Source organism: Ruegeria sp. BG7, assembly GCF_056535685.1.
Window position 1 is genome coordinate 473300 of the sequence record NZ_JBQFIU010000001.1, and the last position, 22177, is coordinate 495476.

Sequence of the window (22177 nt, forward strand, 5' to 3'; positions counted from 1 at the left end):
CCTCTCACACCAGAATCTTGCGTGAAACGCCAACAATCACGGTGGCCTGCAAAGGATTAGCGCCAAACTGTGAACCCAATTCAGACCAACTAAGTCCTCATTGTGCCGCTAATGGTACTGTCCAAGCGCGAAAAACGAAGACATCTAGATGACAGCCATCGACGCCAATCTGCCGGACCGGGACTCTGGTGAAACGGAAAACCGGCTTCTGCAAAACATCAAAGATTATACTGCCATGAGCTTTGCGCTTCTGTGGCAGCGGCAGGCTATTTATCTGGCCACGACCATTTTGACTGCGTTCTTCTTCGATCCCATTAACGCCATGCTGTTCTACGGGACAATCCTAATTTGCGAAGCGCAAGATTTATTGCTGGCCAAACGCGTACCGCGCTTAAAGCCAGATCAGCACAAAGCAATTAGTATGATGGTTGTTTGGATTCTGTTGAATACGATCCTCAGCGCAACTGCAATCTGCCTGTATGCTGTTTCAGTTGCTTTCGCACAGCCCGCCGGTGGTCACTTTACTCCAATGTTCTTCTTGTTTGCTGCGGCGTTGTTTGCAGCAATGAACAACCATCAGTTTCTGTGGGCAATGATTATCCGTCTGACCATGTACGGCGTATCGTTCATGTTGATTGTCGTCAAGGATATCTGGATCGAACGCCCCGAGCTTTCATCTGAGCTCTGGCTGCACTTCTTCACCGTTATCTTTGTAATGTACTTTCTGATTGACTGTTCGATGGTGTTTCTGAAGCTCTATCGCAGGAATTTGGAACAACTTGAAAAGCTCAAAGCAGAGCACGAAAGAACAAAGGCGGCCTACATTGCGAAAACTCAGTTCATATCGACAGTTAGCCATGAACTGCGTACGCCTCTCACTTCGATCAAGGGATCACTTGACCTAATCAACACAGGCGCATTGGGTGAAGCTCCAGAATCAATGCAAAGCCTCATTCATTTAGCAGGTAAAAACTGCGAACGGCTCGCATCCCTAATCAATGATGTGCTGGACATTCAAAAAATGGAAGCGGGCGAGATGAACTACCGTGAAGGAATTGTTGATGTACATGCGCTGACTCAGGAAGCGATTGCCTGTAACATGGGATACACCAGTGCTCACAACGTAGAAATTGTAGAAGACTTGAGGGGAAACAATGATCTGTACGTTAAAGGTGATGCCTCCCGCCTTCTTCAGGTGTTGGCCAACATTATCTCAAACGCAGCTAAATTCTCCCTTGATGGTGGCGAGATAACCGTCGGATGCGAGAAAGTCGGCGGGAATATTCGCCTCTTCGTCAAAGACCATGGCATCGGGATTCCTGAGGGGTTCCATGACAAAGTTTTCGATCGCTTTTCTCAGATAGACTCCTCCGATGAACGTCACGCAGGCGGTACCGGACTCGGGATGCACATTTCAAAGGAAATTGTTGAGCATTTTGGCGGAACAATAGACTACAGCAGCAAACTTGGTGAAGGCACAGAGTTCTTTATTATGTTCCCCGCGATAAACGGGCACGAGGTAGATTCCGCCGGAGCCGAGCACACCTCACTACCGTGCACCGCGCAATCCAAGCAAATTTAGCCGAATCCCACTAATCAAGTCACCGTGCTTTTTCGAAGGAACCCCATGATTTTAGCGCGGATTTTTCGCCGTACATTTAACGCCAAAATTACATGACCTCATGGCAAGCTCGAATCCGCCTGCGGTAAAATGAGGGAGCCTGCATATTGCCAATGCAACTCCAAAAAAAAGAAAATGCTGTTCCGGTCATGAGATCGGAACAGCACACTCGTTACCAGATACATTTCCGAAGATGCAGTAGATTCACAACTTTCGGCAAATAGGCCTACTACTTGCAGGCCGCGATACTTCCACGAACATCATAAAGAATGAGCTGTCCAAGCACCGAGAATTTCTCGTGTTTTGTTCGTTTTAGTAGTTCTAATTGATGTAAACCGGAAACAAAGAAGCCAATGACCGCCGGACTGTCAACATATTCAGCTTCTTCATCGATTCATACCCCCATGTATCGGAAAGGTTTCAAAATGACCGAGCAGCCCTGCCCCACGACCGACCAAGCCCAACCCGATACCGAAGTTGTACATTCACCTGCAACAATGGTCCGGCAATCTGGTCGCCTCCGCTCAGAGCAACAGTGGGAAATTGTCAGACAACTACTGCACCCGATGTTGATGCAGAACTATTTCGGCCAAGCCATTGCCGATGCGTTCGGAATTTCCGTTGATACAGCATACAGATGGAAGCGGAGACTGTTGGATGACCTGCGCAAGGAAGCGGTATCCATGCAGCCACGAGACTTCGTGATGGAGAGCGTGTCCTCTCTCCGGCAAGTGCGTGCCGAAGCATGGGCCGGTTATCAAACAGCAAGCGACGCTAAAGAAAAGCGCGCCTTGGGTGCGTTACCCTCATCCTCGGCAAACTCAGGCAGTTCTCCTATGGCCTCTTCTAAGGCGTTACTCTGTCGTGCCTTCTCTTTGGCTTCGGCTTCTTCGGCCTCACGTTTCTTGTCCTCAGAGTTCAGGAACCTGTGGGCTTCTGCCAACCAACTTGCCCTAGGCTCAGAGCGAGAGATGACCTCACCAGAGGCAGGGTCAATCTCCGGGACACCGTAGGTCAGACCGTCGAGGAACTTCTCCCTCAGCAGAATGCGACCCTTGAGTCTCCCCTGATGGTGCCCCTTAGGAAGGGCGTGAACTAAAACTTTCATCTAACGGGCACGTGACCTTAAGCACCTTATTTATATGGTGAGAAGTGACCCCCAGGAGAGTTCATCTCTCCCCGTTTTTTTCCGCTACCAACTAGGACCAACCTACAGTGGGGGCCTTCAAGGGAAACAAAGGGACTGTCTGAAGATAGCACGCCTAGCAGACGTATTCAGAAGATAAACTGTGCCGTGCGGTCAGAATCTTTCTTTGCCGAAAGTACAGCTCATTCAATCTCGACTAGGAATGAATGAACCCATTCACGCTCATCATTCCAAGTTGGACTTAAAACCGTTTCTGTCTCTGTTAGAGACGGGAGAATTTGTGAATAAAATGATGCAGTTCGTTCGTTTACGCCTCCCCAATTATTGGGCTGACCTCGTGCCCAGTTTGTGTAAGAAATAGGCTCTCCATTCATCCAACTCCAACCACCAGACGGCTCTGGTGCCCCGTGTTTTTGGAATAGGCCTATTGTTGGTCCAATCCACGCTGATCCACTATCGCCAAGCACCCAGAACTTTGCATCACTGGTGGAGAGATCAAAGGCAAAGCTGTTTTCTTCACTTGATGAAATCGCGGCTAGATAACCGTTCGCTTGTTTCGAAAGTCGAACAGCATCGGACCACGGGGTTGAACCATTTGCCAAAACAGCAACATACAAGTGGTCATTAAAGTAACTGAAGGCAAACTCCATTCCTTCAAATACGGTAGCAACGCGACTTAGGCGCTGATCGTCTGTGAGAACCGAAAACACCTCTGGGTGCCGTATCATGGCTTTGCGGCGATTTGCTATGACATTATCCCAATCGGCACCCAGAATTCGCATTGGAACTCCTAGGGCACTAGCGGTGTCAGCGCATAGTATACCCGTCTCGGGGAGGCCGTGGTCCAACTGAAAATCAGCCAATGCCATCCTAGTGTTTACTCCAAAAATACCGGGGTCATATTCTACTAGGTAGTTTTCTTCAGTAAGTCGCTGTTGAGCATCACGCGCCATTTGTTCCAGGCGAAATTCCAAGTCCGGTAGATCACCACTAGAAGAAACAACCCAGAAGATGGGCCCTGCAAGCAGAATTGCCACTAAGGCTAGTACTGTCATGCCCGGTCGCGTGAAACGTCTAGACAGTTTCTTAGTTTCACTGTTCTGCAAATTGACTGGAAGAACTGAATAAACACGAACCGGAGACGCGATGTTCTTTAGTTTTTTCTTCCCAAGCGACTGATAGTCGACCTGCACTTGGTTCTTAAGCAGGTCGTAGGCTGCGCCAGAAATCACTAAACCCCCAGCGGGAGCAATGCTTTCGAGCCTAGCCGCCACGTTGACGCCGTCTCCAAAAATGTCACCGTCATCGAAGATTACATCCCCAAGGTTGACGGCCATGCGGTAGCTGATTTTTTTCGAAGCTTCGCGACCTTCTTCTCGTGCACTGATTTCTTGTTGAAGGTGTATGGCGCACTGAACGGCTTCGACTACAGAGGAAAACTCCGCTAGTAATCCATCGCCGGTGAACTTGATTATGTTGCCATTAAACTTCGAAATTGACGGCTCTATCAGCTCTAGTCGGTATCTCTTTTGCCGGGTTAGCGTCCCCTCCTCATCTGTTTCCACTAATCGGCTAAAGCCGACCATGTCACAGGCTAAAATTGCTGCAATCCGCCGTTCCAAGCGAGAAGACCTCCAACACAAATACTAATGCCTAGGATTCAATCTTCAGAACCCGGCAGTTCAACGAGTTTTCATTTTACTTTGGAAATGTGAAAACTGCAGTTCGGCTATTTCCAAAACGATGATCGTGCCAAAAGTAAGACAGCTCTCGATAACTAAAGACGCGCGACCTGTTCTTAGGCAATAAAGGGTCTCGTACGAAAACAACCTGACGGTTGTCATCAAATCCTGTTACCACAAAAGTGTGGCCATCATCTTGGTGAACATCAATTAACACCGGCATTCCCTTGGAGAGGTGCTTCTTAATCTGCTTAAGACCAGAGTTAAAGCCAGCGCTTGTCTTCGGAAAACTGCGAATTTTCCACTTGTAACCGAATTGCCTGAGAGCATGATCAAGATCTACAAAGTAAGTGAATTCAACGTTTCTGAGGTTCGGAGGCTTGTGGTCCTCAGCCAGCTTCTTTAGCTGAGTGGGATTTGCTTTTTCACCATAGTAACGGATAACCATTGCGGCAGAAGTGGGCACACACAGGTAGGGCTTTTGCTTGATGTGGGGTACATCCAATCGCACATAGCTTTTTGACATATCTGGCGGTGGAAGACTTCGATGTGCGACTGACCCGTCACGCCATGATAACTCAGCAAAGACATTAGCAGGCGCAAAAACAAGTACTGTAACCAGAAAAGAAACTGTAAGCAGGCTCCTGAATATACACGCGCTCAGAGCAGCGCACACATTTACCCTTTTTTCTGTCTCAAAAAATTTTGGCACAAGCATAAACGACTAACTTTCGAAAATGGCGGTAGTGTCTGATTAACAGTACCAAATATGCTCGAAAGCACAAATAGAGTAGGAAATGTGGCTATGGTTGAGTTCATGTCTGAAACAGCCAATACGGCAGGACAACGGCCTAATAACCAACTTAAAGTCCCGCTTTCACGCCCCACCTAGCGAACTCTCGAAGCCGTGCCTCACGTCCCCCATATGTATTCTCTGCTACCGATTGGGCGGAATGCCCAAGGTAACCATGACGCACCTCAACAGGTGCACCTGCGTCCCTCAGCTTATCGCTTGCTCTGTGTCGAAGCCCGTGGACCTTCATGCGCTTGTCGTCAGTGTTCTTTCTAACAGCTTTCATCAAAGCCGCAGAGGCAGCCGTAGGGCCTCCGTCACGGCCATAAGAAGGGAATAAAGGCTGGTTACCCTTATGCCCCTCAACACGCTCCCTGAGGCTGTCTGAGGCTATTGGAACGTACCTGTCACTGTTGCTGTTCTTGATGCCGTTTATTTCGTTCGGGGTGATAAGGATGGATGGAGTTTCCCCTGTCAGGTCCACATCGCTGATGCGCAGACCGCAGGCTTCGCCTAGGCGCATCCCGGTACCCTTCAGCACCCGCCACATAACAGGAAGGTCTTTGCTGCGACCACCCTCCAAGGTCTTTTGCACGGCGTCGACAACGCTGTCTGGTAGCGGGACGTTCTTATCCAGTGAGCTAACCTGTTCCTTAGGCCAAGGCAGACGCTCGAAATGGTTTCGCTCAGATGGTATCTCCAATTCCCTGACAGCATGGTTGTAGGCAGCGGCTACTATGATCACCTCACGTTGACACGACTTCAGGGCCAGAGGTTGTCCGTAGGCTTTCTTGAGGCCAAGCAGATGGTCCATAAAGCTACGCGCAGTCTGGCGGTCGATACTCTCAATGCTCACATCTTCAAGGGGCTTGCCTAGGGCGTCCTTCAGTCGGCCAAAGGTGCGGTCAATTCTCACCATCGCCTTTCGGTCTTCGGCCAAACCTTTGTCCTTTGCATAGGTGTCTCGCATGTCGGCCAGCGAGGGCTTCGGGGGCTCTCGATTAGGGTTCAGGACAGCCGCTACCACTTCTGGGTCCTCTCCACGGGCAGCCAGACTGTGCCCCACTACACCACGGGTCCAGCTATCTTCCGGGTCCAACCCTTGAACACCCTCCATGTATTGCTCTGCTAGGCGCTGGGTATCGATGAACTTCTGAGTGGCCGACCTGTTATCAACCTCAGGGTGCCGCCTAAGGGTGTCCTCAACAATGGCGTCAAAATTTCCTAGGTGAAACTGATACTCGCGCTGAAAGGCGGCTCCATCACGTGCCTTAATGTGCTTCTGGTAAGCGTCCTCACCAAGAATTTCGCGCACCCTCTTTGGCCACCTTCTGCGGAAACGCCACTGAGTGTCACTGATTTGGTCTACGTATTTGATAGTCAATTCAAAGGCCATTGTGTGCTGTCCGTGTGTGCTGTTTGCGTTATGCGACACACTCGGAAAATGCTGAATGCCCTTGTTTATAAGGCCAAAAACCAACTGATCAAGCTAGTTCTGGTGCGGTCGAGAAGACTCGAACTTCCACGGGAGTTACCCCACAGCGACCTCAACGCTGCGCGTCTACCAATTCCGCCACGACCGCACTGCCAGTGACTTGGTAGAGCGGCGTATAGACGTTGGCGCGCGCGATGTGAAGAGGCAAAAACGCTCTGGTTTAAATTACCGCGCAGCAGACCTATCTAGCTGAATGATCACCACACATCCGATCTGACAGGAACCCGAAATGACCTCAACCGAGAACCGCCCTATTGTACAGATCGACATCGTTTCAGACGTGGTTTGCCCGTGGTGCATTGTTGGCTTCAAACAATTGGACACGGCCTTGCAGCAAATGGGTGTTTTGGCCCGGCTGCGCTGGCATCCGTTCGAGTTGAACCCGAATATGCCACGCGAAGGTCAAAACCTGCGCGACCATATCATGGAGAAATACGGAACCACCGCCGAACAAAGCCAGCAAGCGCGGGACAGGCTCACGTCGATTGGCGCAGAGTTGGGGTTTACGTTCAACTTCGGCGACGAAAGCCGGATGGTGAATACGTTTGCCGCACATCAGTTGCTGGATTGGGCAGAAGGGCAAGGTCGACAACACCCGCTGAAACTTGCCCTATTTGATGCGTACTTTACCCGGCAGAAGGACGTCTCGGACACTGAGGTCTTGCTGGATGCCGTTCGATCAGTCGGGCTTGATGCGGAAGCTGCTCGGCAAGCGCTTGAAAGTGGCAAACACACGGGCCCCGTTCGCGAGAAACAGCAATTCTGGACCAGCCGAGGTATTTCCGGCGTACCGTCCATGGTGTTTGGCGGAAAATACCTGCTGACTGGGGCGCAAGGGACCGAAACCTATGCGCAAGTCTTGCAACGATGCCTGTCCGAGGCCGCCTGACCCCTTCCCCTGACCGCTATGGGCGGATATGAGGCCGGCATGGAATGGAAAATCACCGATGGTCTGACCAGCTATGACGACGCCGTGGCCTTCATGGAGGCCCGCGTCGCAGGGATCGCGCGTGGCGACGCTGAAGAATGCGTTTGGCTGCTGGAACATCCGCCCCTTTACACCGCAGGCACCTCAGCCAAGATTGAGGACCTGACCGATCCTGACCGGTTTCCGGTCTATGAAAGCAAGCGCGGCGGCGAATACACTTATCACGGGCCCGGTCAGCGTGTGGCCTATGTCATGCTGGATCTCAACAGGCGTGGACGCGATGTACGCCAGTTTGTGAAGCAGTTGGAGACCTGGGTGATCTCGGCGCTGGCTGAATTCAATGTACGCGGTGAGATTCGCGACGGGCGCGTTGGTGTTTGGGTCCGCCGCGATGACAAGCCGCTGACAGTGACCGGCAAGCCAGCAGAAGATAAGATCGCGGCCATCGGCCTGCGCCTGCGCAAATGGGTCAGCTTTCACGGCATCTCGGTTAACGTGGAACCGGATCTGGAGCATTTCTCAGGCATCGTGCCGTGTGGCATAACTGAGTATGGCGTGACCTCTCTGGTTGATCTGGGGCTTCCCGTCACTATGGCTGATCTTGATGCAGCTTTGGAGAAGACGTTTACTGAGGTCTTTGGCTCAAAAGACGCGTGAAAACCCCATCGAACCGCAAGGCGAATCGGTGTTAGCGCGCAAGTATCAGAACAATATGCTCAGGCGAATGGCTCTGTTTCCGAAGCCTTACGCAATTAACCCTGAATGCCCTGGGTTTATCAGTTTCTTCAGCTAATTTTTAACTCTTTTAGATACAAAGGGACCGTTAACGAGTAATATGAAACTGCCAATCAAGAGTGAGTGGTATGTTAACCGGTGATCCAGGGCTCGCCCTCGAAATCCGAGAAGTGTTTGGTTACGAGTCTGCCGTTCCGACCCCAAATCGGAACGGCAATTCTCTTTCCCCTGCCTGATAGACGACTGAACTTCGCGCCCCTTTAAAGAGTGCTGGTCAAAAATCCGTCGCAGGCGTAAAACTGAAACCCAGCTTTACAAAGCAGCTTTGATCTTTTCGGCGTGCTGCGCGATCTGTTCGAAGTCGCCCATGTTCCCCGGCGGGCGCATCGACACGCCTTCGTGACGCGGCAGAACGTGAAAATGAAGGTGGAAGACCTCTTGCCCGCCTGCCGCTTCATTGAACTGTTGGATCGTCACCCCATCCGCATCAAATGCCGCCTTGGCGGCCTGCGCCATTTTTTGAACGGTATTCATCACCGCCGCCAGTTGCTCGGGCGTGGCATCCAGAACATTGCGACATGGGGTTTTCGGAATCACAAGCAAATGACCATCGGATCGCGGCATGATGTCCATAAACGCCAGCGTCTCGTCATCCTCGTACACACGGGTCGAGGGGATCTCATTGCGCAGGATTTTGGCAAAGATGTTGTCTGGATCGTAGTCAGCCATATTCAGTCTCCGGATTGCGGGTGTCGGCGTAGTTCTGAGACGCCAGTTCATGACGGTCAAGGCGGATATCTGCCAAGCGCCTGTTTCAACCCGGTGCTTATGGCTTGAAAACCGGGCGAGCATCCCCAGATAGATGCCGTTCGAGGCCTGAAAATCGCGGGGCAGCCCCCTGCCCGCGACAATTAATCTTGATCCAGATCAAACTCGGCCATTGAAGGTGCTCTCTTCGCAATCTAAAACCAGCAGGAATCCCGCGCGTTGGAGAGGTCCGACTGCGCGGTGTAGTTGCAACAGGAGGCACCTATAATGGCAGACGCAGCCATTCATGGTCACGACCATGAAGACGAGCGCAGCTTTTTCCAGCGCTGGTTCATGTCGACCAACCACAAGGACATCGGGATTCTGTACCTGATCGTTTCGGCCCTGGCCGGTCTGATCTCGGTGGCGATGACCGTTTACATGCGGCTCGAGCTGATGCACCCGGGCGTTCAGTACATGTGTCTGGAAGGCTTCATGGCCGACCCATGTACCCCCAACGGGCATCTGTGGAACGTTATGATCACCTATCACGGTGTTCTGATGATGTTCTTCGTGGTCATTCCCGCCCTGTTCGGCGGATTTGGCAACTATTTCATGCCGTTGCAGATTGGCGCGCCGGATATGGCGTTCCCGCGGATGAACAACCTGTCCTTCTGGCTGTATGTCGCCGGTACGTCGCTGGGTGTGGCCTCGCTGCTCAGCCCCGGCGGTAACGACCAGCTTGGTTCGGGCGTCGGCTGGGTTCTGTATCCGCCGCTGTCCACGACCGAGGGCGGCATGTCCATGGACCTTGCGATCTTTGCCGTGCACGTATCGGGCGCCTCCTCGATCCTCGGCGCGATCAACATGATCACCACCTTTCTGAACATGCGTGCCCCGGGCATGACCCTGTTCAAGGTGCCGCTGTTCAGCTGGTCGATCTTCGTCACGTCGTGGCTGATTCTGCTGTCGCTGCCGGTTCTGGCAGGCGCGATCACCATGTTGCTGATGGACCGCAACTTCGGCTTCACCTTCTTTGACCCGGCCGGTGGTGGTGACCCGATCCTGTATCAGCACATTCTGTGGTTCTTCGGCCACCCAGAAGTGTACATCGTGATCCTGCCCGGCTTTGGCATCATCAGCCACGTCATTGCGACCTTCGCGCGCAAGCCGATCTTCGGCTACCTGCCGATGGTCTGGGCGATCATCGCGATTGGTGTTCTGGGCTTCGTCGTGTGGGCGCACCACATGTACACCGTTGGCATGTCGCTGCGTCAGCAGGCTTATTTCATGCTGGCCACGATGGTCATCGCGGTTCCGACAGGCGTTAAGGTCTTCTCGTGGATTGCGACCATGTGGGGCGGCTCGATCGAGTTCAAAACTCCGATGCTGTTTGCCTTTGGCTTCCTTTTCCTGTTCACCGTTGGTGGTGTGACCGGTGTGGTTCTGTCGCAGGCTGGTGTCGACCGTGCCTATCACGACACCTACTACGTCGTGGCCCACTTCCACTACGTGATGAGCTTGGGTGCTGTCTTCGCGATCTTCGCTGGCGTGTACTTCTACTTCTCGAAGATGACAGGCCGTCAGTATTCCGAGTTCTGGGGCAAGGTTCACTTCTGGATGTTCTTCATTGGCGCCAACCTGACCTTCTTCCCGCAGCACTTCCTGGGCCGTCAAGGCATGCCGCGCCGCTACATCGACTACCCCGAGGCATTCGCCCAGTGGAACTTCGTATCGTCGATTGGTGCGTTCATCTCGTTCGCCTCGTTCCTGCTGTTCTTCGGCATTGTGTTCTACGCCCTGTTCCGTGGCGCGAAAGAGACGCGTCCGAACCCGTGGAACGAATACGCCGACACACTGGAATGGACCCTGCCCTCGCCGCCGCCCGAACACACGTTCGAGCAGCTGCCCAAGCAGGAAGACTGGGACAAGGGCCACGCGCACTAACCCCAACATGATCCAAAGAAACCCCGCCCAAGTGGCGGGGTTTTTCTTTGCGCGTGCTTCACGTTCGCCAATTGCAGCAAAATCAGGTATCATATGCAGGCAAGACAGCCGGAGGGTCGTCTATGCCTGAAATCGACTTTTGGTACTCTATCGGCAGCACCTATACCTACCTCACCGTGATGCGTTTGGATGAGTGGTGTGCCGAACACGACGCCACCGTAAACTGGCGCCCCTTCAACGTGCGCACTGTCATGTCGGCCCAGCAGAACGTTCCCTTTGCAGGCAAACCCGTGAAATCAGCCTATATGTGGCGCGACATTGAGCGGCGCTGTGCCAAGTACCACATTCATGCCAAACTGCCCGCGCCCTACCCGGTCTCAGACTTGGCTTTGGCCAATCAGGTCGCCGTTCTGGGAATGAAAGAAGGATGGGGCAAATCCTTTACCCAGGCTTTGTACCGCATCTGGTTCGAGGAAGGTATCGAAGCCGGAAGCGAAAGCGCCCTGTCCGAGGCTTTGTTGCGCTGTCAGCAAGATCCACGCTTGGCGCTGGGACGAGCCCGCAGCGCAGACGTCATTGCAACGCTTGAGGCTGAAACGGAAACGGCCGTGAAACTGGGTGTATTTGGCGCGCCAAGCTTTGTTGTCCGGCAAGAAGTGTTCTGGGGAGATGACCGTTTGGACGATGCCCTGTCCTGGGCCCGTGTCGGGCACGTCATCTGATCAAAACCCGTCGACACAAGAACGTCCTGCGCTATGTTCGCGATATGCCGTATACATGGAATCAGACGTCCGAAACGGAACAAGAGCTGCGCCTGTGGCCGCACAACTCTCTGCCTCCGCGCGGAGCTATGATCACTATACTTTCGGTGTTCCTGTTTGGCCTAATCCCCTTGCTGGCCATGCTGGGGTCCGTGGTTCTGTGGGGGCTGTTACCCTTTCTTCTGATCACGGTGTTTGGCCTTTGGCTGGCCATTCAGACCAACTATCGCGCACGCAGCGTTTTCGAGGTTTTGACGCTGTCTGATACGCAAGCGCATCTGGTGCATTACACACCCGGCAAAGACCAGCAGGAATGGTCCTGCAACCGCTTTTGGGCAAGGACGGAAATGCACGAGAAAGGTGGACCCGTCCCCCACTATGTCACGCTTGTTGGAGATGGGCGCGAGGTCGAGATCGGTTCGTTTTTATCGGAAGATGAGCGGATAACGCTGTATGACGAACTCAGCACAAGACTGCGCGAACCGGTCGCGCAGTAGGTCATCGTTCATTTTGATGTCTCAGCAGTTGCCATTTGATGCGGCGCAGAGGTGATCTTTGACCATCGGGCCAACTTTGCCAAAATCCATCTGTCCGGTGTAACGAGTCTTCAACTCGCCCATGACTTTGCCCATGTCTCGGATGGATCCGGCCCCGGTTGCGGTGATCGCAGTCTGAATCGCCTTTGACACCTCGTCATCATCCAGCTGCTTGGGCAGAAATTCCTCGATGACCGCAACTTCCTGCATCTCTCGTTCGGCCAGATCCAAACGGCCGCCTTCTTCATAGGCACGCGCGCTTTCTTTGCGTTGCTTGGTCATTTTACCAAGGATTTCAAGCACCTCAGCGTCACCGCAGCCTTTGACTTCTTCGTTGTCCAAGGCGCGCGCCGCGATATCGCGGTCCTTGATGGCCGCGTTGATCAACCGCAACGTCGACAGACGCTCGGCTGCTTTGTCCTTCATTGCTTGCTTCAGGGCGGCATTCACCCGTGATCGCATGTCCATTTGGTTTGTCCATCCCCATGACAACGGAACCCCGACCATATCTAAACAAAAAGCCTGACACAACAGGGAGCGAATACCCCTAAGTCATTGAAAAACAACCATAGCCAAAAATTTGAACAGACTTGACCCAAGCGCCCAACCCCCTTAGGTATGCGCCGGTTTACCTTGCAGGAGAGTCGCGCCATGGCCCAGAACGCCCCGTCCAAGCCCACCGCATGTCTGGCATTGGCCGATGGGACATTGTTTTACGGCATAGGCTTTGGTGCCACCGGACAAACAGTGGCCGAGTTGTGTTTTAACACAGCCATGACCGGGTATCAGGAAATCATGACCGACCCATCTTATGCCGGTCAGATCGTGACATTCACCTTCCCGCATATCGGCAATGTCGGCGTGAACCCTGAAGATGACGAAACCAATGATCCGGTTGCTGCAGGCATGGTCGTTAAATGGGACCCGACCGAGCCTTCGAACTGGCGTTCGGCCGAAGAGCTTAAAGGTTGGCTGGCCCGTCGCGGTCGCATCGCCATCGGCGGCGTCGATACCCGCCGTCTGACACGTGCCATCCGCCAGCAAGGCGCGCCGCATGTCGCTCTGGCTCATGACCCCGAGGGCAATTTTGACATCGAAGCGCTGGTGGCAGCCGCTCGTGGATTTGCCGGCCTGGAGGGCATGGACCTGGCCAAGGACGTAACCTGTGCTCAAAGCTATCGCTGGGACGAAATGCGTTGGGCCTGGCCTGACGGGTACACGCGTCAGGAAGCCCCTGCGCACAAGGTTGTGGCCGTCGATTACGGTGCGAAACGCAACATTCTGCGCTGCCTTGCGTCTGCGGGATGTGATGTGACGGTTCTACCTGCAACGGCAACTGCTGCCGAAGTGCTGGCCCACCAGCCCGATGGTGTGTTCCTGTCAAACGGTCCCGGTGATCCGGCGGCGACCGGGGAATACGCCGTACCGATGATCAAAGAGATTCTGGACACCACAGATCTGCCTGTTTTCGGTATCTGCCTTGGCCACCAGATGCTAGCGCTGGCCTTGGGCGGCCAGACGGTCAAGATGAACCACGGCCACCACGGCGCAAACCACCCGGTCAAGGATCTGGACACCGGCAAAGTTGAGATCACATCGATGAACCACGGCTTTGCAGTTGATGCTCAGTCCCTGCCAGACGGCGTTGTAGAGACCCACCGGTCGCTGTTTGACGGCTCGAACTGCGGTATCCGCATGACAGACCGGCCTGTTTATTCGGTTCAGTATCACCCGGAAGCGTCCCCCGGACCTCAGGACAGTTTCTATCTGTTTGAGCGCTTCGCCGACGCCATGGAAAAGAAAAAGCAAAGCGCATAACACTCAAACTGTGCAGTGTTAACGGCACGTTAACCTTGATTGAACAACCCTGAGCACGGGTAACTGTGCCAGGGTTCTTTTTATGATTGAGCTAAATCTCCAAAATTTCACAACCGCGTCTCCAATCCCAGCCCCCGGATTTCGAAAACCGCTGGGCACCTGTCTGGTAGAAGGCGGAACTCTGACACAGTCGGAACTTGACCACGCCTTGCATTTGCAATCCCAGCAAAACGCGCCTTTGGGCGAAATTTTGGTGAGTGAAGGGTTTGCCACCAGGCAAGACGTCCTGAACGCCTTGTCTGTCCAGTCCGGTTGGCAGATTGCGGACTTGGAACAGATCCCGCCTATGCCGGGGCTGTGCGACCTGAAACCGGTAGGTTTTTGGTTGAAACACAACGTGATTCCGTGGATGCGGGTTGGCCCGCTCCTGTTGGTTGCGACCGCGCGTCCGGATCGGTTTCCAGCTGTCACAAACAACATGCGGGATTGCGACTACACGATCATTCCAGTTCTTGCGGCTTCTGATCAGATCGACCGCACTATTGCCCGACAGTTTTCACGCCCTTTGGCCGAGGCTGCAGAAACACGGGTTGATGCGGATCAAAGTTGCCGCAACTGGACGATTGGGTCGCGCATCGTACCGTCTGTTTCAGCGCTTGGAATTATTGCGTTGTTTTTTGCTTTCCCGTGGTTTGGGATGGCGACCCTGCTTGCCGCGGCTGTGGGAACTTTAATTCTCTTTGCTGTTCTTCGCCTTGCCGGTACTTTTGCCTATTTGCGCCACAGCTTTCGTCAGAAGCCAGAAGCGTCTGATGCAGCCATCCCGTTACGCCAGCCCTGCGTCTCAATCATGGTGCCACTGTACAAAGAGCGCGAGATTGCGAATGCGCTTGTGCACCGGTTGAAACGACTGACCTACCCCAAGGCGCTTCTGGACGTCATCTTGGTCCTGGAAGAAAAGGACGAAGTCACGCGCGCAACTCTGGCGCAAGTGGATCTGCCCAGTTGGATGCGGATCGTCGAGGTGCCCGAATTGGGCAGGCTGACCACCAAACCACGTGCCATGAACTATGCTTTGGACTTTTGCCGAGGCGACTATGTTGGCGTCTGGGATGCCGAAGACGCGCCGCAACCGGATCAGATCGAACGGGTGGTCGCACATTTCACGCTGGCCGCTCCGCAGGTCGTGTGTCTTCAGGGCAGCCTTGACTACTACAACCCGCGCACAAACTGGCGCTCTCGCTGCTTCACCATCGAATACAACAGTTGGTTTCGCATCATCCTGCCGGGAATTGCGCGTATGGGACTTGTCGTTCCACTGGGTGGGACCACCTTTTTCTTTCGTCGAGACAAGCTGTTGGAATTGGGCGGCTGGGATGCCCACAACGTGACCGAAGATGCCGATCTTGGCGTGCGGCTGTGCCGGGCCGGATACCGGACCGAACTGGTGGACACCACAACTTATGAAGAAGCAAATTTTCGCGCCTGGCCTTGGGTGAAGCAGCGTTCACGCTGGCTCAAGGGTTTCATGGTAACGTATCTCGTGCACATGCGATCCCCTCAGAAACTGCTGCGCGATCTGGGTGTCGCGCAGTTTCTAGGGTTTCAGGCGTTTTTTCTGGGCACGTTGGGGCAATTCTTACTGGCCCCTGTGTTATGGCTTTTCTGGCTGTCGACGCTGGGTTTGGTTAATCCAATGGCGCAAGTTGTTCCACAACAGGTAGCTACCGCACTTATAATTCTGTTTTTGACAACCGAGGCGCTGAGTGTTTGCGTCGGATGCATTGCCGTCTGGGCGCGCGAGCGGCGGTTTTTGTTGCCCTGGGTTCCAACCATGGCTCTGTACTACCCGTTGGGCGTGGTTGCCGCCTACAAAGCTTTGTGGGAACTGGCGACGAATCCCTTCTTCTGGGACAAAACCCAACATGGGCAAGCCAGCGAAGATCAGCCGCTGGCCTGATACTTATTTGTCGCGCAGGCTTGCATCCTGTTTCAGTCGCGTCATGAACGCGATCGAGATATGGTCCTTCAGTGCCCGTGCTGCGGCCTCTTCATCCCTTGCGGCAATGGCTTCGACAATGCCCTTATGTTCACTTTGGGCGATTTCTCCACGCCCCTGCACCGCCAGTGAGGTCGTTGCCATCAGAGCCATTGTCCGGTGCACAAGATCAAGTTGCTGCACCAGATAGCGGTTATGAGATGCCAGATGGATCTGCTCATGAAAGCGCCGGTTCGCGCGCGACAAGGCTGATGGGTCATCAACCAGTTTGTCGTCTTCGATGACCATCTCCTGCAGAACCTTGATCTCTTCTTCGGTCGCATGTTTGGCCGCGAGGCTCGCAGCCAACCCCTCCAGTTCCCGACGTACGATATACAGCTCAGCCATCTGGTTGTGATCCAGCGAGGCAACAATCAGCGACCGCCCGTCCCGTTCCAGCAGTGACTGTGTCTCAAGCCGCTGCAGCGCTTCGCGGATCGGCGTCCGTGACACTCCGAACCGTTCGGCCAGCTCGCTTTCCACCAGACGATCACCGGGCTTGTAGACACCCACATCGATAGCTTCGAGTATCAGGCTGTAGGCATCCTTGGTGGGGGATCGGGTCTGGCTCATGGGGTTCATTATCTCCTCGTTCGGACATGTCTATCCGTCCAAAGGGGGAACGATCAAGTAGAGCATTGAAAACATCGCGCCCGCGCCCTACACCCTGCTTATGGTCAAACCGGCTTTTTCTCATGTCACACAGTGGGTGTTCGATCTGGACAATACCCTTTACCCGCCACACATGCGTCTGTTCGATCAGATCGAAGTTCTGATGACGGATTATGTCATGCGGGCCATAGGTGTAGAGCAGGCCGAAGCGGACCGTTTGCGGGCGCATTACTGGCGCGAATACGGCACCACGCTGGCCGGATTGATGGCCGAACATGATCTGGACCCGGACCCGTATCTGCACGCCGTTCATCAAGTGGACATGAGCCATATGGACCCGGATGCGGCCTTGGCCGACCACATTCGCGCCCTGCCCGGGCGACGTATTGTCTATACCAACGGCAGCGCTCCTTACGCCGAACGGGTGCTTGAGGCGCGCGGCCTTTCCGGACTGTTCGATGCAATCTATGGCGTGGAACATGCAGGTTATCGGCCAAAGCCCGAAAAAGCAGCCTTTGAGGCCATCTTTGCCCAGGATGGTATCCAAGCTGAAAAAGCTGCCATGTTCGAGGATGATCCGCGCAATCTGGCGGCGCCGCACGAGATGGGAATGCGGACTGTGCACGTGGCGCCTGACCCGCATGACGCCGATCACATCCACCATCACACGGACGATTTGACGGCGTTTCTGGCCCGCCTGCGATAGGCTGTCACACTGCGACGATCCGCACATTCTGCACCTGCATCCTCGTCCCTATATGCACATCAGCGACGAACAGATGGAGACCTAAATGACCGCGATCGAGATGACCGGCCGCCTGCCGATGTGGCAGCGCCTTTTCTTTGCAATCCCTGTATTCGGGTGGCTGGCCCGCGATGCGGTCAATGGCAAGGCCGAAGATCTGTATTACACCGCCGGTGCGATTTTCAGCATGTGGGGCTGTTCCATCATGTTGTTCGGCCTGCCCGGTCTCTTCATACCTGCCCTGATGATGGTGCCGGTGATGTTTTTGATTCTCGTCCTGATTTCGCGGGGCTGAGGCACGGGACAGGATGTCACTTGGCGCTTGGGGTCGAACCGAACTAGGTTCTGCCCAAACCGATGAGAGGCGCCATGACTGACAGCTGTGACATCCTGATTTCCGGCGGTGGCATCGCCGGCCTGACCGCAGCAGCGGTTTTCGGAACAGCAGGCTTTGACGTGATCTGCGTGGACCCGACCCCTCCGATCACTGAGCGGGATGTGGACGGTTCAGACCTGCGCACCACCGCCTTTCTGCAGCCTGCGCACGGATTGCTCGAACAGTGCGGGCTTTGGGCGCGTCTGGACGCCCATGCAGCGCCTTTGCAAATCATGCGTATCGTAGACGCAGGCGGAGACGTGCCCGAACCGCGCGTTGTACGCGATTTCAATGCCGCCGACATTTCCGATCAGCCCTTTGGCTGGAACCTGCCCAACTGGCTTCTGCGCCGGGAAATGGTGGCGCGACTGGCAGACTTTCCCAATGTCGATTTCCGCCCCGACACAGCTACAACCAGCCTGTTCACGCGGACCGCCGAAGCCCGCGTTGGGCTGAGCGATGGCAGCCGCGTCCGGTGTAAACTGGTTCTCGCAGCCGATGGCCGCAATTCACCGATGCGAGAGGCCGCAGGAATATCGGTTCACACAACACGGTACGGGCAAAAAGCGCTGGCTTTTGCGGTGACCCACCCCATTCCACACGACAACGTCTCGACTGAAATTCACAGATCCGGTGGGCCGTTCACGCTAGTCCCCTTGCCCGATTGGCAGGGACAGCCATCCTCAGCCATTGTCTGGATGGAGCGTGGTCCGAAGGCCATCGACCTTCTGAACCTCGAGCCTGAAGCATTTGAGGCCGCTATGACCGAACGGTCCTGCGGGTTGTTTGGCCCATTGAAGCTGGCGTCGCGCCGGACGATCTGGCCGATCATCAGCCAGTCGGCGGAACGATTGTCTGGCGAACGCATTGCCATAATGGCCGAGGCCGCGCATGTTGTGCCGCCGATTGGCGCTCAGGGGTTGAACATGTCTTTGGGTGATCTGCGCTGCCTGATGGATCTGGCGCAAGCCCGCCCCGAAGGGCTGGGCGATGCTCAGATGCTGGACGCTTATCACAAGGCCCGCCATACCGAGGTCGAAATGCGGGTTAAGGGCATCGACCTGTTGAACCGCGCCTCGATGATCGAGGCGCGTCCGTTGCGCGATGCACGGGCCATGGGGTTGAGCGCGCTCTATTCCCTGCCGCCCGTACGCAAGACGTTGATGCAGATGGGCCTTGGCGTTCGCTAAGGCCCGGTCAGTTTACAGAACCTGATCCAACACCCGTTTCAAACGCGCGATGGTGCCATCCACATCGTAGAGCTTGTCCAGCCCGAACAGACCCAGTCGGAAGGTGCTGAACCCTTCGGGCTCATCACATTGCAGGGGCACGCCAGCAGCAATCTGCATCCCCAACGCCGCAAATTTCTTGCCGTTCTGAATGTCGGGGTCCGAAGTATAGCTGACGACAACGCCGGGCGCGCCAAAACCATCTGCAGCTACTGAAACGATGCCTTTGTCCTTCAACATGGACCGCACACCGTCACCCAGTGCCCATTGCGCCTCACGCAGTTTCTCGAACCCGTAATCTTTGGTCTCTGCCATGGTATCGCGGAAGGCCAACAACGCGTCGGTCGGCATCGTTGCGTGATAAGCATGACCGCCATTTTCATAGGCCTGCATGATCTGACGCCACTTTTTCAGATCCACTGCAAAACTGTCGGAGTCTGTTTCCTGTAAACGAGCTTCGCCCCGCTCGGATAGCATGACAAGGCCAGCACAAGGCGATGCGCTCCACCCTTTCTGGGGGGCAGAAATCAGAACATCGACGCCTGTCGCCCGCATATCCACCCAAGCGCACCCAGATGCGATACAATCCAACACCATCAGCGCACCAACCTCATGCGCGGCCGCTGCCAAAGCGGTCACATAATCATCAGGCAAAATCACACCGGCAGATGTTTCAACATGCGGGGCAAACACGACGCCCGGTTTTTGCGACCGAATGGCTTCGACAACCTCTTCAATGGGGGCTGGCGCAAAGGGCGACGGGCTGGAGTTGCCTGTCTGACGGGCCTTCATAACTGTAGCGCTTTGCGTCAGGGATCCGCTTTCGATGATCTGGCTCCACCGGTACGAGAACCACCCGTTCCGAACCACCAAAACATCCGCCCCCCGCGCAAACTGACGGGCTACGGCCTCCATAGCATAGGTGCCACCGCCAGGAATGACAGCGACGCCTTCAGCGTTATACACCTCTTTCAACATGTCCGAGATGTCCCGCATGACCTGTTGGAATTTCTGCGACATGTGGTTCAGCGAGCGGTCGGTGAACACCACCGAAAACTCTTCAAGTCCGTTCGGGTCAACGGTATCCAATAACGCTGGCATTCCTCATCCTTTCCAAAAACGTTTTCGAGAACCTGATCTCTTTGCCAGCCTCCGTAAAGCACTTTCGCGACAAAAAAGGTGACGCAACGGCATGCTGCGCTTAATCACAAATGCTGCGCCAGATCCTGCTGAATCACCCATAAATGACGCCAAGTAGTGTCACCTTCCCCTTTACACTTCTGCTTGCTTCTGAACAGATGCACACACTTTATACTTGAAGGGATAATTCCACCCGTGACTATACAAAAGCGGATAAGCTTCCAGTCCGTTCGAGACGAAGTTAAACGGCGTATTGAAAGCCGCGTCTGGCCACAAGGATCGCTTTTACCAACCGAAACGCAATTGGCCGAAGAGTTCAATTGCGCGCGTGCCACTGTGAACCGCGCCCTAAGGGAATTGGCCGAACAGGGTTTTGTTGAGCGCAAACGTAAAAGCGGAACGCGGGTCAAAAAGGAACCAAGCAAACACGCCAAGCTTGAGTTTTCTCTGGCCCGTCAAATGGTTGAAAGCCAAAACGCGACCTATCGCTATGCTTTGGTCGAGCGTAACGTCGTGGAAAGCCCCGGCTGGTTAGCTTCGCAATTGGATTTGCCCAATGACATGCGCGTTCTGCATGTCACATGTATGCACTACGCGGACAACCGACCGTTTCAGTTGGAAGAGCGCTGGATCAATATCGACGCGGTCCCGGATGTGGAAACCGCTGACCTGAGCGGACACGGGCCGCATGAATGGCTACTGCACGCAGCCCCATTCACCGAGGCAGAAATCGCCTTCTGCGCGATCTCGGCCGACGCAAAACTGGCAGAGTTTATGGGCACCACAACAGGCACCTCCATGATTCAGATGGAACGCACCACGTGGAAAGAGGATAAACCTTTGACGTTCGCCCGTATGACCCACCATCCGGGGTATTGCGTCCGTACAAAATACTGAGGCATCTCAACCAAGCGGTCCGGGCAAGCGTTCTTCGCTCAGCAAAACGTTTGCCTCGACATCCCCTGCACCGGGTAAGGTCATGATCCGGCGCCGCAACACACGTTCAAAATCAGATAAATCCCGTGCGACAACGCGCAGGCGATAATCATATAAGCCCAGAACATGCTCGACGGTCTGCACCTCGGGAATGGCACTTACGGCGCGTTCAAAATCCTCAAGACTGATCTGACCTTTTCGCCCGAGTTTCACACCCAGAAACACCGTTACCCCAAAGCCAAGCGCCTCGGCGTTCAAGCGCAAACGCCGCCCCTTGATGATCCCTGCTTCTTCTAACCGGCGGATACGCCGCCAGGTGGCGGGTTGAGACAATTCAAACCTGCGCCCCAACGCACCCGCGCTTTGTGTCGCGTCCTGTTGCAGAGCGCGCAGCAAGCGGCGGTCAACTTCGTCCAACTCGATCATACCGGCAGCACCTCATCCCGTTTGACCCGCGCGATATGCATCAGCGCTTCGATGTCGGCGATATGAGGTAAGGTCAGAATCCGATCGCGATACAGCTGTTGGTAGTGGTTCATGTCCTTGGCAATGACCGAAAGGCGTACATCCACACGTCCCAGAAAGGTCTGGATCTCAACTACCTCGGCCACATCGCGCGCTTCCTCGGTAAACTCGTCAAAGGCCCGCGCCTGTGTCTTATCCAGCGTGATCCGAAGCGAAACCTCGACCGCATAACCCATGGCGGTCCAATCAATCACGGCCTCTTGTCCTTCGATAATCCCGGCCGCCTGCATCTTTTCGATCCGCCGCCAACAGACCCCGGCGCTGATCCGGCACAGATCAGCCAGTTCTGCTGTTGTCAGGCTTGGCGCGGCCTGAAAATGGCGCAAGATGCGCCGATCAATGTCATCAAGCATGATTTTTTTACTT

General features: G+C 54.6%; 22 protein-coding genes and 1 tRNA gene. 12 read left to right on the top strand and 11 right to left on the bottom strand.

From position 1 onward, the window contains the following. Nucleotides 1-148: 148 nt before the first annotated feature. Nucleotides 149-1582: a sensor histidine kinase gene (locus ACR3EH_RS02330; RefSeq protein ID WP_171675496.1), complete on the top strand. Its 1434-nt coding sequence runs from the start codon at nucleotides 149-151 to the stop codon at nucleotides 1580-1582. Between the two features lie 796 nt (nucleotides 1583-2378). Here ACR3EH_RS02330 and ACR3EH_RS02335 read toward each other — a convergent pair. The 5 genes from ACR3EH_RS02335 to ACR3EH_RS02355 form a co-directional block, all read right to left on the bottom strand. After that, the gene (locus ACR3EH_RS02335) at nucleotides 2379-2729 is read right to left on the bottom strand and encodes a hypothetical protein (protein WP_171182745.1); all 351 of its coding nucleotides are present in this window, start codon (nucleotides 2727-2729) and stop codon (nucleotides 2379-2381) included. A 221-nt stretch (nucleotides 2730-2950) separates the two neighbouring features. Beyond that, nucleotides 2951-4390 (bottom strand): peptidoglycan-binding protein, encoded by a 1440-nt coding sequence (locus ACR3EH_RS02340; RefSeq protein WP_171182743.1) that lies wholly within the window; start codon nucleotides 4388-4390, stop codon nucleotides 2951-2953. 76 nt (nucleotides 4391-4466) lie between these two features. Beyond that, nucleotides 4467-5168, bottom strand: coding sequence for a C39 family peptidase (locus ACR3EH_RS02345; protein ID WP_171182741.1), 702 nt, complete (start codon nucleotides 5166-5168; stop codon nucleotides 4467-4469). A gap of 145 nt (nucleotides 5169-5313) precedes the next feature. After that, a complete protein-coding gene (locus ACR3EH_RS02350; protein WP_171182739.1) occupies nucleotides 5314-6558 on the bottom strand; it encodes a tyrosine-type recombinase/integrase in 1245 nt (414 codons plus the stop codon). Between the two features lie 181 nt (nucleotides 6559-6739). Continuing rightward, nucleotides 6740-6826: transfer RNA gene (locus ACR3EH_RS02355), tRNA-Leu, on the bottom strand. A 141-nt stretch (nucleotides 6827-6967) separates the two neighbouring features. On the opposite strand from ACR3EH_RS02355, the gene ACR3EH_RS02360 reads away from it, so the two are divergent. After that, nucleotides 6968-7627, top strand: coding sequence for a DsbA family oxidoreductase (locus ACR3EH_RS02360; protein ID WP_171182738.1), 660 nt, complete (start codon nucleotides 6968-6970; stop codon nucleotides 7625-7627). Nucleotides 7628-7666: 39 nt separating this feature from the next. After that, entirely contained in the window at nucleotides 7667-8323 is a 657-nt protein-coding gene (lipB, locus tag ACR3EH_RS02365) for a lipoyl(octanoyl) transferase LipB (RefSeq protein ID WP_171675494.1), read from the top strand. Between the two features lie 390 nt (nucleotides 8324-8713). Here lipB and ACR3EH_RS02370 read toward each other — a convergent pair whose 3' ends face one another. Beyond that, nucleotides 8714-9130 carry an HIT family protein gene (locus tag ACR3EH_RS02370; RefSeq protein ID WP_171646797.1) on the bottom strand — a complete coding sequence of 139 codons (417 nt, stop codon included), beginning with the start codon at nucleotides 9128-9130 and terminating at the stop codon, nucleotides 8714-8716. Nucleotides 9131-9436: 306 nt separating this feature from the next. Here ACR3EH_RS02370 and ctaD point away from each other — a divergent pair, with 306 nt between their 5' ends. The 3 genes from ctaD to ACR3EH_RS02385 all read left to right on the top strand — a co-directional run bounded on the left by ctaD (nucleotide 9437) and on the right by ACR3EH_RS02385 (nucleotide 12353). Then, nucleotides 9437-11095, top strand: coding sequence for a cytochrome c oxidase subunit I (ctaD, locus tag ACR3EH_RS02375; RefSeq protein ID WP_171089416.1), 1659 nt, complete (start codon nucleotides 9437-9439; stop codon nucleotides 11093-11095). 122 nt (nucleotides 11096-11217) lie between these two features. Continuing rightward, entirely contained in the window at nucleotides 11218-11817 is a 600-nt protein-coding gene (locus ACR3EH_RS02380; protein ID WP_171182733.1) for a 2-hydroxychromene-2-carboxylate isomerase, read from the top strand. 44 nt (nucleotides 11818-11861) lie between these two features. Next, complete coding sequence (locus ACR3EH_RS02385) at nucleotides 11862-12353, top strand: DUF2244 domain-containing protein (protein ID WP_171182731.1); 492 nt, start codon at nucleotides 11862-11864, stop codon at nucleotides 12351-12353. Nucleotides 12354-12374: 21 nt separating this feature from the next. On the opposite strand, the gene ACR3EH_RS02390 is transcribed toward ACR3EH_RS02385, so the two are convergent. After that, on the bottom strand, nucleotides 12375-12860 hold the full coding sequence (locus ACR3EH_RS02390) for a GatB/YqeY domain-containing protein (protein WP_171089410.1): 486 nt from the start codon (nucleotides 12858-12860) through the stop codon (nucleotides 12375-12377). Between the two features lie 183 nt (nucleotides 12861-13043). On the opposite strand from ACR3EH_RS02390, the gene carA reads away from it, so the two are divergent. Beyond that, a complete protein-coding gene (carA, locus tag ACR3EH_RS02395; RefSeq protein WP_171182729.1) occupies nucleotides 13044-14210 on the top strand; it encodes a glutamine-hydrolyzing carbamoyl-phosphate synthase small subunit in 1167 nt (388 codons plus the stop codon). 82 nt (nucleotides 14211-14292) lie between these two features. Beyond that, nucleotides 14293-16170 (top strand): glycosyltransferase, encoded by a 1878-nt coding sequence (locus ACR3EH_RS02400; protein ID WP_171646795.1) that lies wholly within the window; start codon nucleotides 14293-14295, stop codon nucleotides 16168-16170. Between the two features lie 3 nt (nucleotides 16171-16173). On the opposite strand, the gene ACR3EH_RS02405 is transcribed toward ACR3EH_RS02400, so the two are convergent. Continuing rightward, a complete protein-coding gene (locus tag ACR3EH_RS02405; protein ID WP_171089400.1) occupies nucleotides 16174-16821 on the bottom strand; it encodes a GntR family transcriptional regulator in 648 nt (215 codons plus the stop codon). Nucleotides 16822-16921: 100 nt separating this feature from the next. Here ACR3EH_RS02405 and ACR3EH_RS02410 point away from each other — a divergent pair, with 100 nt between their 5' ends. The 3 genes from ACR3EH_RS02410 to ACR3EH_RS02420 all read left to right on the top strand — a co-directional run bounded on the left by ACR3EH_RS02410 (nucleotide 16922) and on the right by ACR3EH_RS02420 (nucleotide 19171). Next, nucleotides 16922-17566, top strand: a complete 645-nt coding sequence (locus ACR3EH_RS02410) for a pyrimidine 5'-nucleotidase (RefSeq protein WP_171182726.1) — start codon at nucleotides 16922-16924, stop codon at nucleotides 17564-17566. Between the two features lie 85 nt (nucleotides 17567-17651). Next, entirely contained in the window at nucleotides 17652-17900 is a 249-nt protein-coding gene (locus tag ACR3EH_RS02415) for a hypothetical protein (protein ID WP_171182724.1), read from the top strand. A 74-nt stretch (nucleotides 17901-17974) separates the two neighbouring features. Beyond that, on the top strand, nucleotides 17975-19171 hold the full coding sequence (locus ACR3EH_RS02420) for a UbiH/UbiF family hydroxylase (RefSeq protein ID WP_171182722.1): 1197 nt from the start codon (nucleotides 17975-17977) through the stop codon (nucleotides 19169-19171). Between the two features lie 12 nt (nucleotides 19172-19183). On the opposite strand, the gene ACR3EH_RS02425 is transcribed toward ACR3EH_RS02420, so the two are convergent. Then, nucleotides 19184-20311 carry an aminotransferase class V-fold PLP-dependent enzyme gene (locus ACR3EH_RS02425; RefSeq protein WP_171089395.1) on the bottom strand — a complete coding sequence of 376 codons (1128 nt, stop codon included), beginning with the start codon at nucleotides 20309-20311 and terminating at the stop codon, nucleotides 19184-19186. 234 nt (nucleotides 20312-20545) lie between these two features. Between ACR3EH_RS02425 and ACR3EH_RS02430 the strand changes: the two genes are divergently transcribed. Then, complete coding sequence (locus tag ACR3EH_RS02430) at nucleotides 20546-21247, top strand: GntR family transcriptional regulator (protein ID WP_171182720.1); 702 nt, start codon at nucleotides 20546-20548, stop codon at nucleotides 21245-21247. Between the two features lie 6 nt (nucleotides 21248-21253). Here the strand turns inward: ACR3EH_RS02430 and ACR3EH_RS02435 are convergent, their stop codons facing one another. Beyond that, complete coding sequence (locus ACR3EH_RS02435; protein WP_171182719.1) at nucleotides 21254-21712, bottom strand: Lrp/AsnC family transcriptional regulator; 459 nt, start codon at nucleotides 21710-21712, stop codon at nucleotides 21254-21256. Further along, nucleotides 21709-22164: an Lrp/AsnC family transcriptional regulator gene (locus ACR3EH_RS02440; RefSeq protein ID WP_171182717.1), complete on the bottom strand. Its 456-nt coding sequence runs from the start codon at nucleotides 22162-22164 to the stop codon at nucleotides 21709-21711. The genes ACR3EH_RS02435 and ACR3EH_RS02440 overlap by 4 nt, the downstream gene beginning before the upstream one ends. Nucleotides 22165-22177: the final 13 nt, after the last annotated feature.

What these genes read in the sequence shown, in the direction of transcription:
- ACR3EH_RS02420 (WP_171182722.1), top strand. Translation starts at nt 17,975, where the DNA reads ATGACTGACAGCTGTGACATCCTGATTTCCGGCGGTGGCATCGCCGGC.
- ACR3EH_RS02405 (WP_171089400.1), bottom strand. Translation starts at nt 16,821, where the DNA reads ATGAGCCAGACCCGATCCCCCACCAAGGATGCCTACAGCCTGATACTC.
- ACR3EH_RS02425 (WP_171089395.1), bottom strand. Translation starts at nt 20,311, where the DNA reads ATGCCAGCGTTATTGGATACCGTTGACCCGAACGGACTTGAAGAGTTT.
- ACR3EH_RS02410 (WP_171182726.1), top strand. Translation starts at nt 16,922, where the DNA reads ATGGTCAAACCGGCTTTTTCTCATGTCACACAGTGGGTGTTCGATCTG.
- ACR3EH_RS02380 (WP_171182733.1), top strand. Translation starts at nt 11,218, where the DNA reads ATGCCTGAAATCGACTTTTGGTACTCTATCGGCAGCACCTATACCTAC.
- ctaD (WP_171089416.1), top strand. Translation starts at nt 9,437, where the DNA reads ATGGCAGACGCAGCCATTCATGGTCACGACCATGAAGACGAGCGCAGC.
- ACR3EH_RS02400 (WP_171646795.1), top strand. Translation starts at nt 14,293, where the DNA reads ATGATTGAGCTAAATCTCCAAAATTTCACAACCGCGTCTCCAATCCCA.
- ACR3EH_RS02345 (WP_171182741.1), bottom strand. Translation starts at nt 5,168, where the DNA reads ATGCTTGTGCCAAAATTTTTTGAGACAGAAAAAAGGGTAAATGTGTGC.
- ACR3EH_RS02370 (WP_171646797.1), bottom strand. Translation starts at nt 9,130, where the DNA reads ATGGCTGACTACGATCCAGACAACATCTTTGCCAAAATCCTGCGCAAT.
- ACR3EH_RS02390 (WP_171089410.1), bottom strand. Translation starts at nt 12,860, where the DNA reads ATGGACATGCGATCACGGGTGAATGCCGCCCTGAAGCAAGCAATGAAG.
- ACR3EH_RS02385 (WP_171182731.1), top strand. Translation starts at nt 11,862, where the DNA reads ATGCCGTATACATGGAATCAGACGTCCGAAACGGAACAAGAGCTGCGC.
- lipB (WP_171675494.1), top strand. Translation starts at nt 7,667, where the DNA reads ATGGAATGGAAAATCACCGATGGTCTGACCAGCTATGACGACGCCGTG.
- ACR3EH_RS02435 (WP_171182719.1), bottom strand. Translation starts at nt 21,712, where the DNA reads ATGATCGAGTTGGACGAAGTTGACCGCCGCTTGCTGCGCGCTCTGCAA.
- ACR3EH_RS02440 (WP_171182717.1), bottom strand. Translation starts at nt 22,164, where the DNA reads ATGCTTGATGACATTGATCGGCGCATCTTGCGCCATTTTCAGGCCGCG.
- ACR3EH_RS02360 (WP_171182738.1), top strand. Translation starts at nt 6,968, where the DNA reads ATGACCTCAACCGAGAACCGCCCTATTGTACAGATCGACATCGTTTCA.
- carA (WP_171182729.1), top strand. Translation starts at nt 13,044, where the DNA reads ATGGCCCAGAACGCCCCGTCCAAGCCCACCGCATGTCTGGCATTGGCC.
- ACR3EH_RS02330 (WP_171675496.1), top strand. Translation starts at nt 149, where the DNA reads ATGACAGCCATCGACGCCAATCTGCCGGACCGGGACTCTGGTGAAACG.
- ACR3EH_RS02335 (WP_171182745.1), bottom strand. Translation starts at nt 2,729, where the DNA reads ATGAAAGTTTTAGTTCACGCCCTTCCTAAGGGGCACCATCAGGGGAGA.
- ACR3EH_RS02415 (WP_171182724.1), top strand. Translation starts at nt 17,652, where the DNA reads ATGACCGCGATCGAGATGACCGGCCGCCTGCCGATGTGGCAGCGCCTT.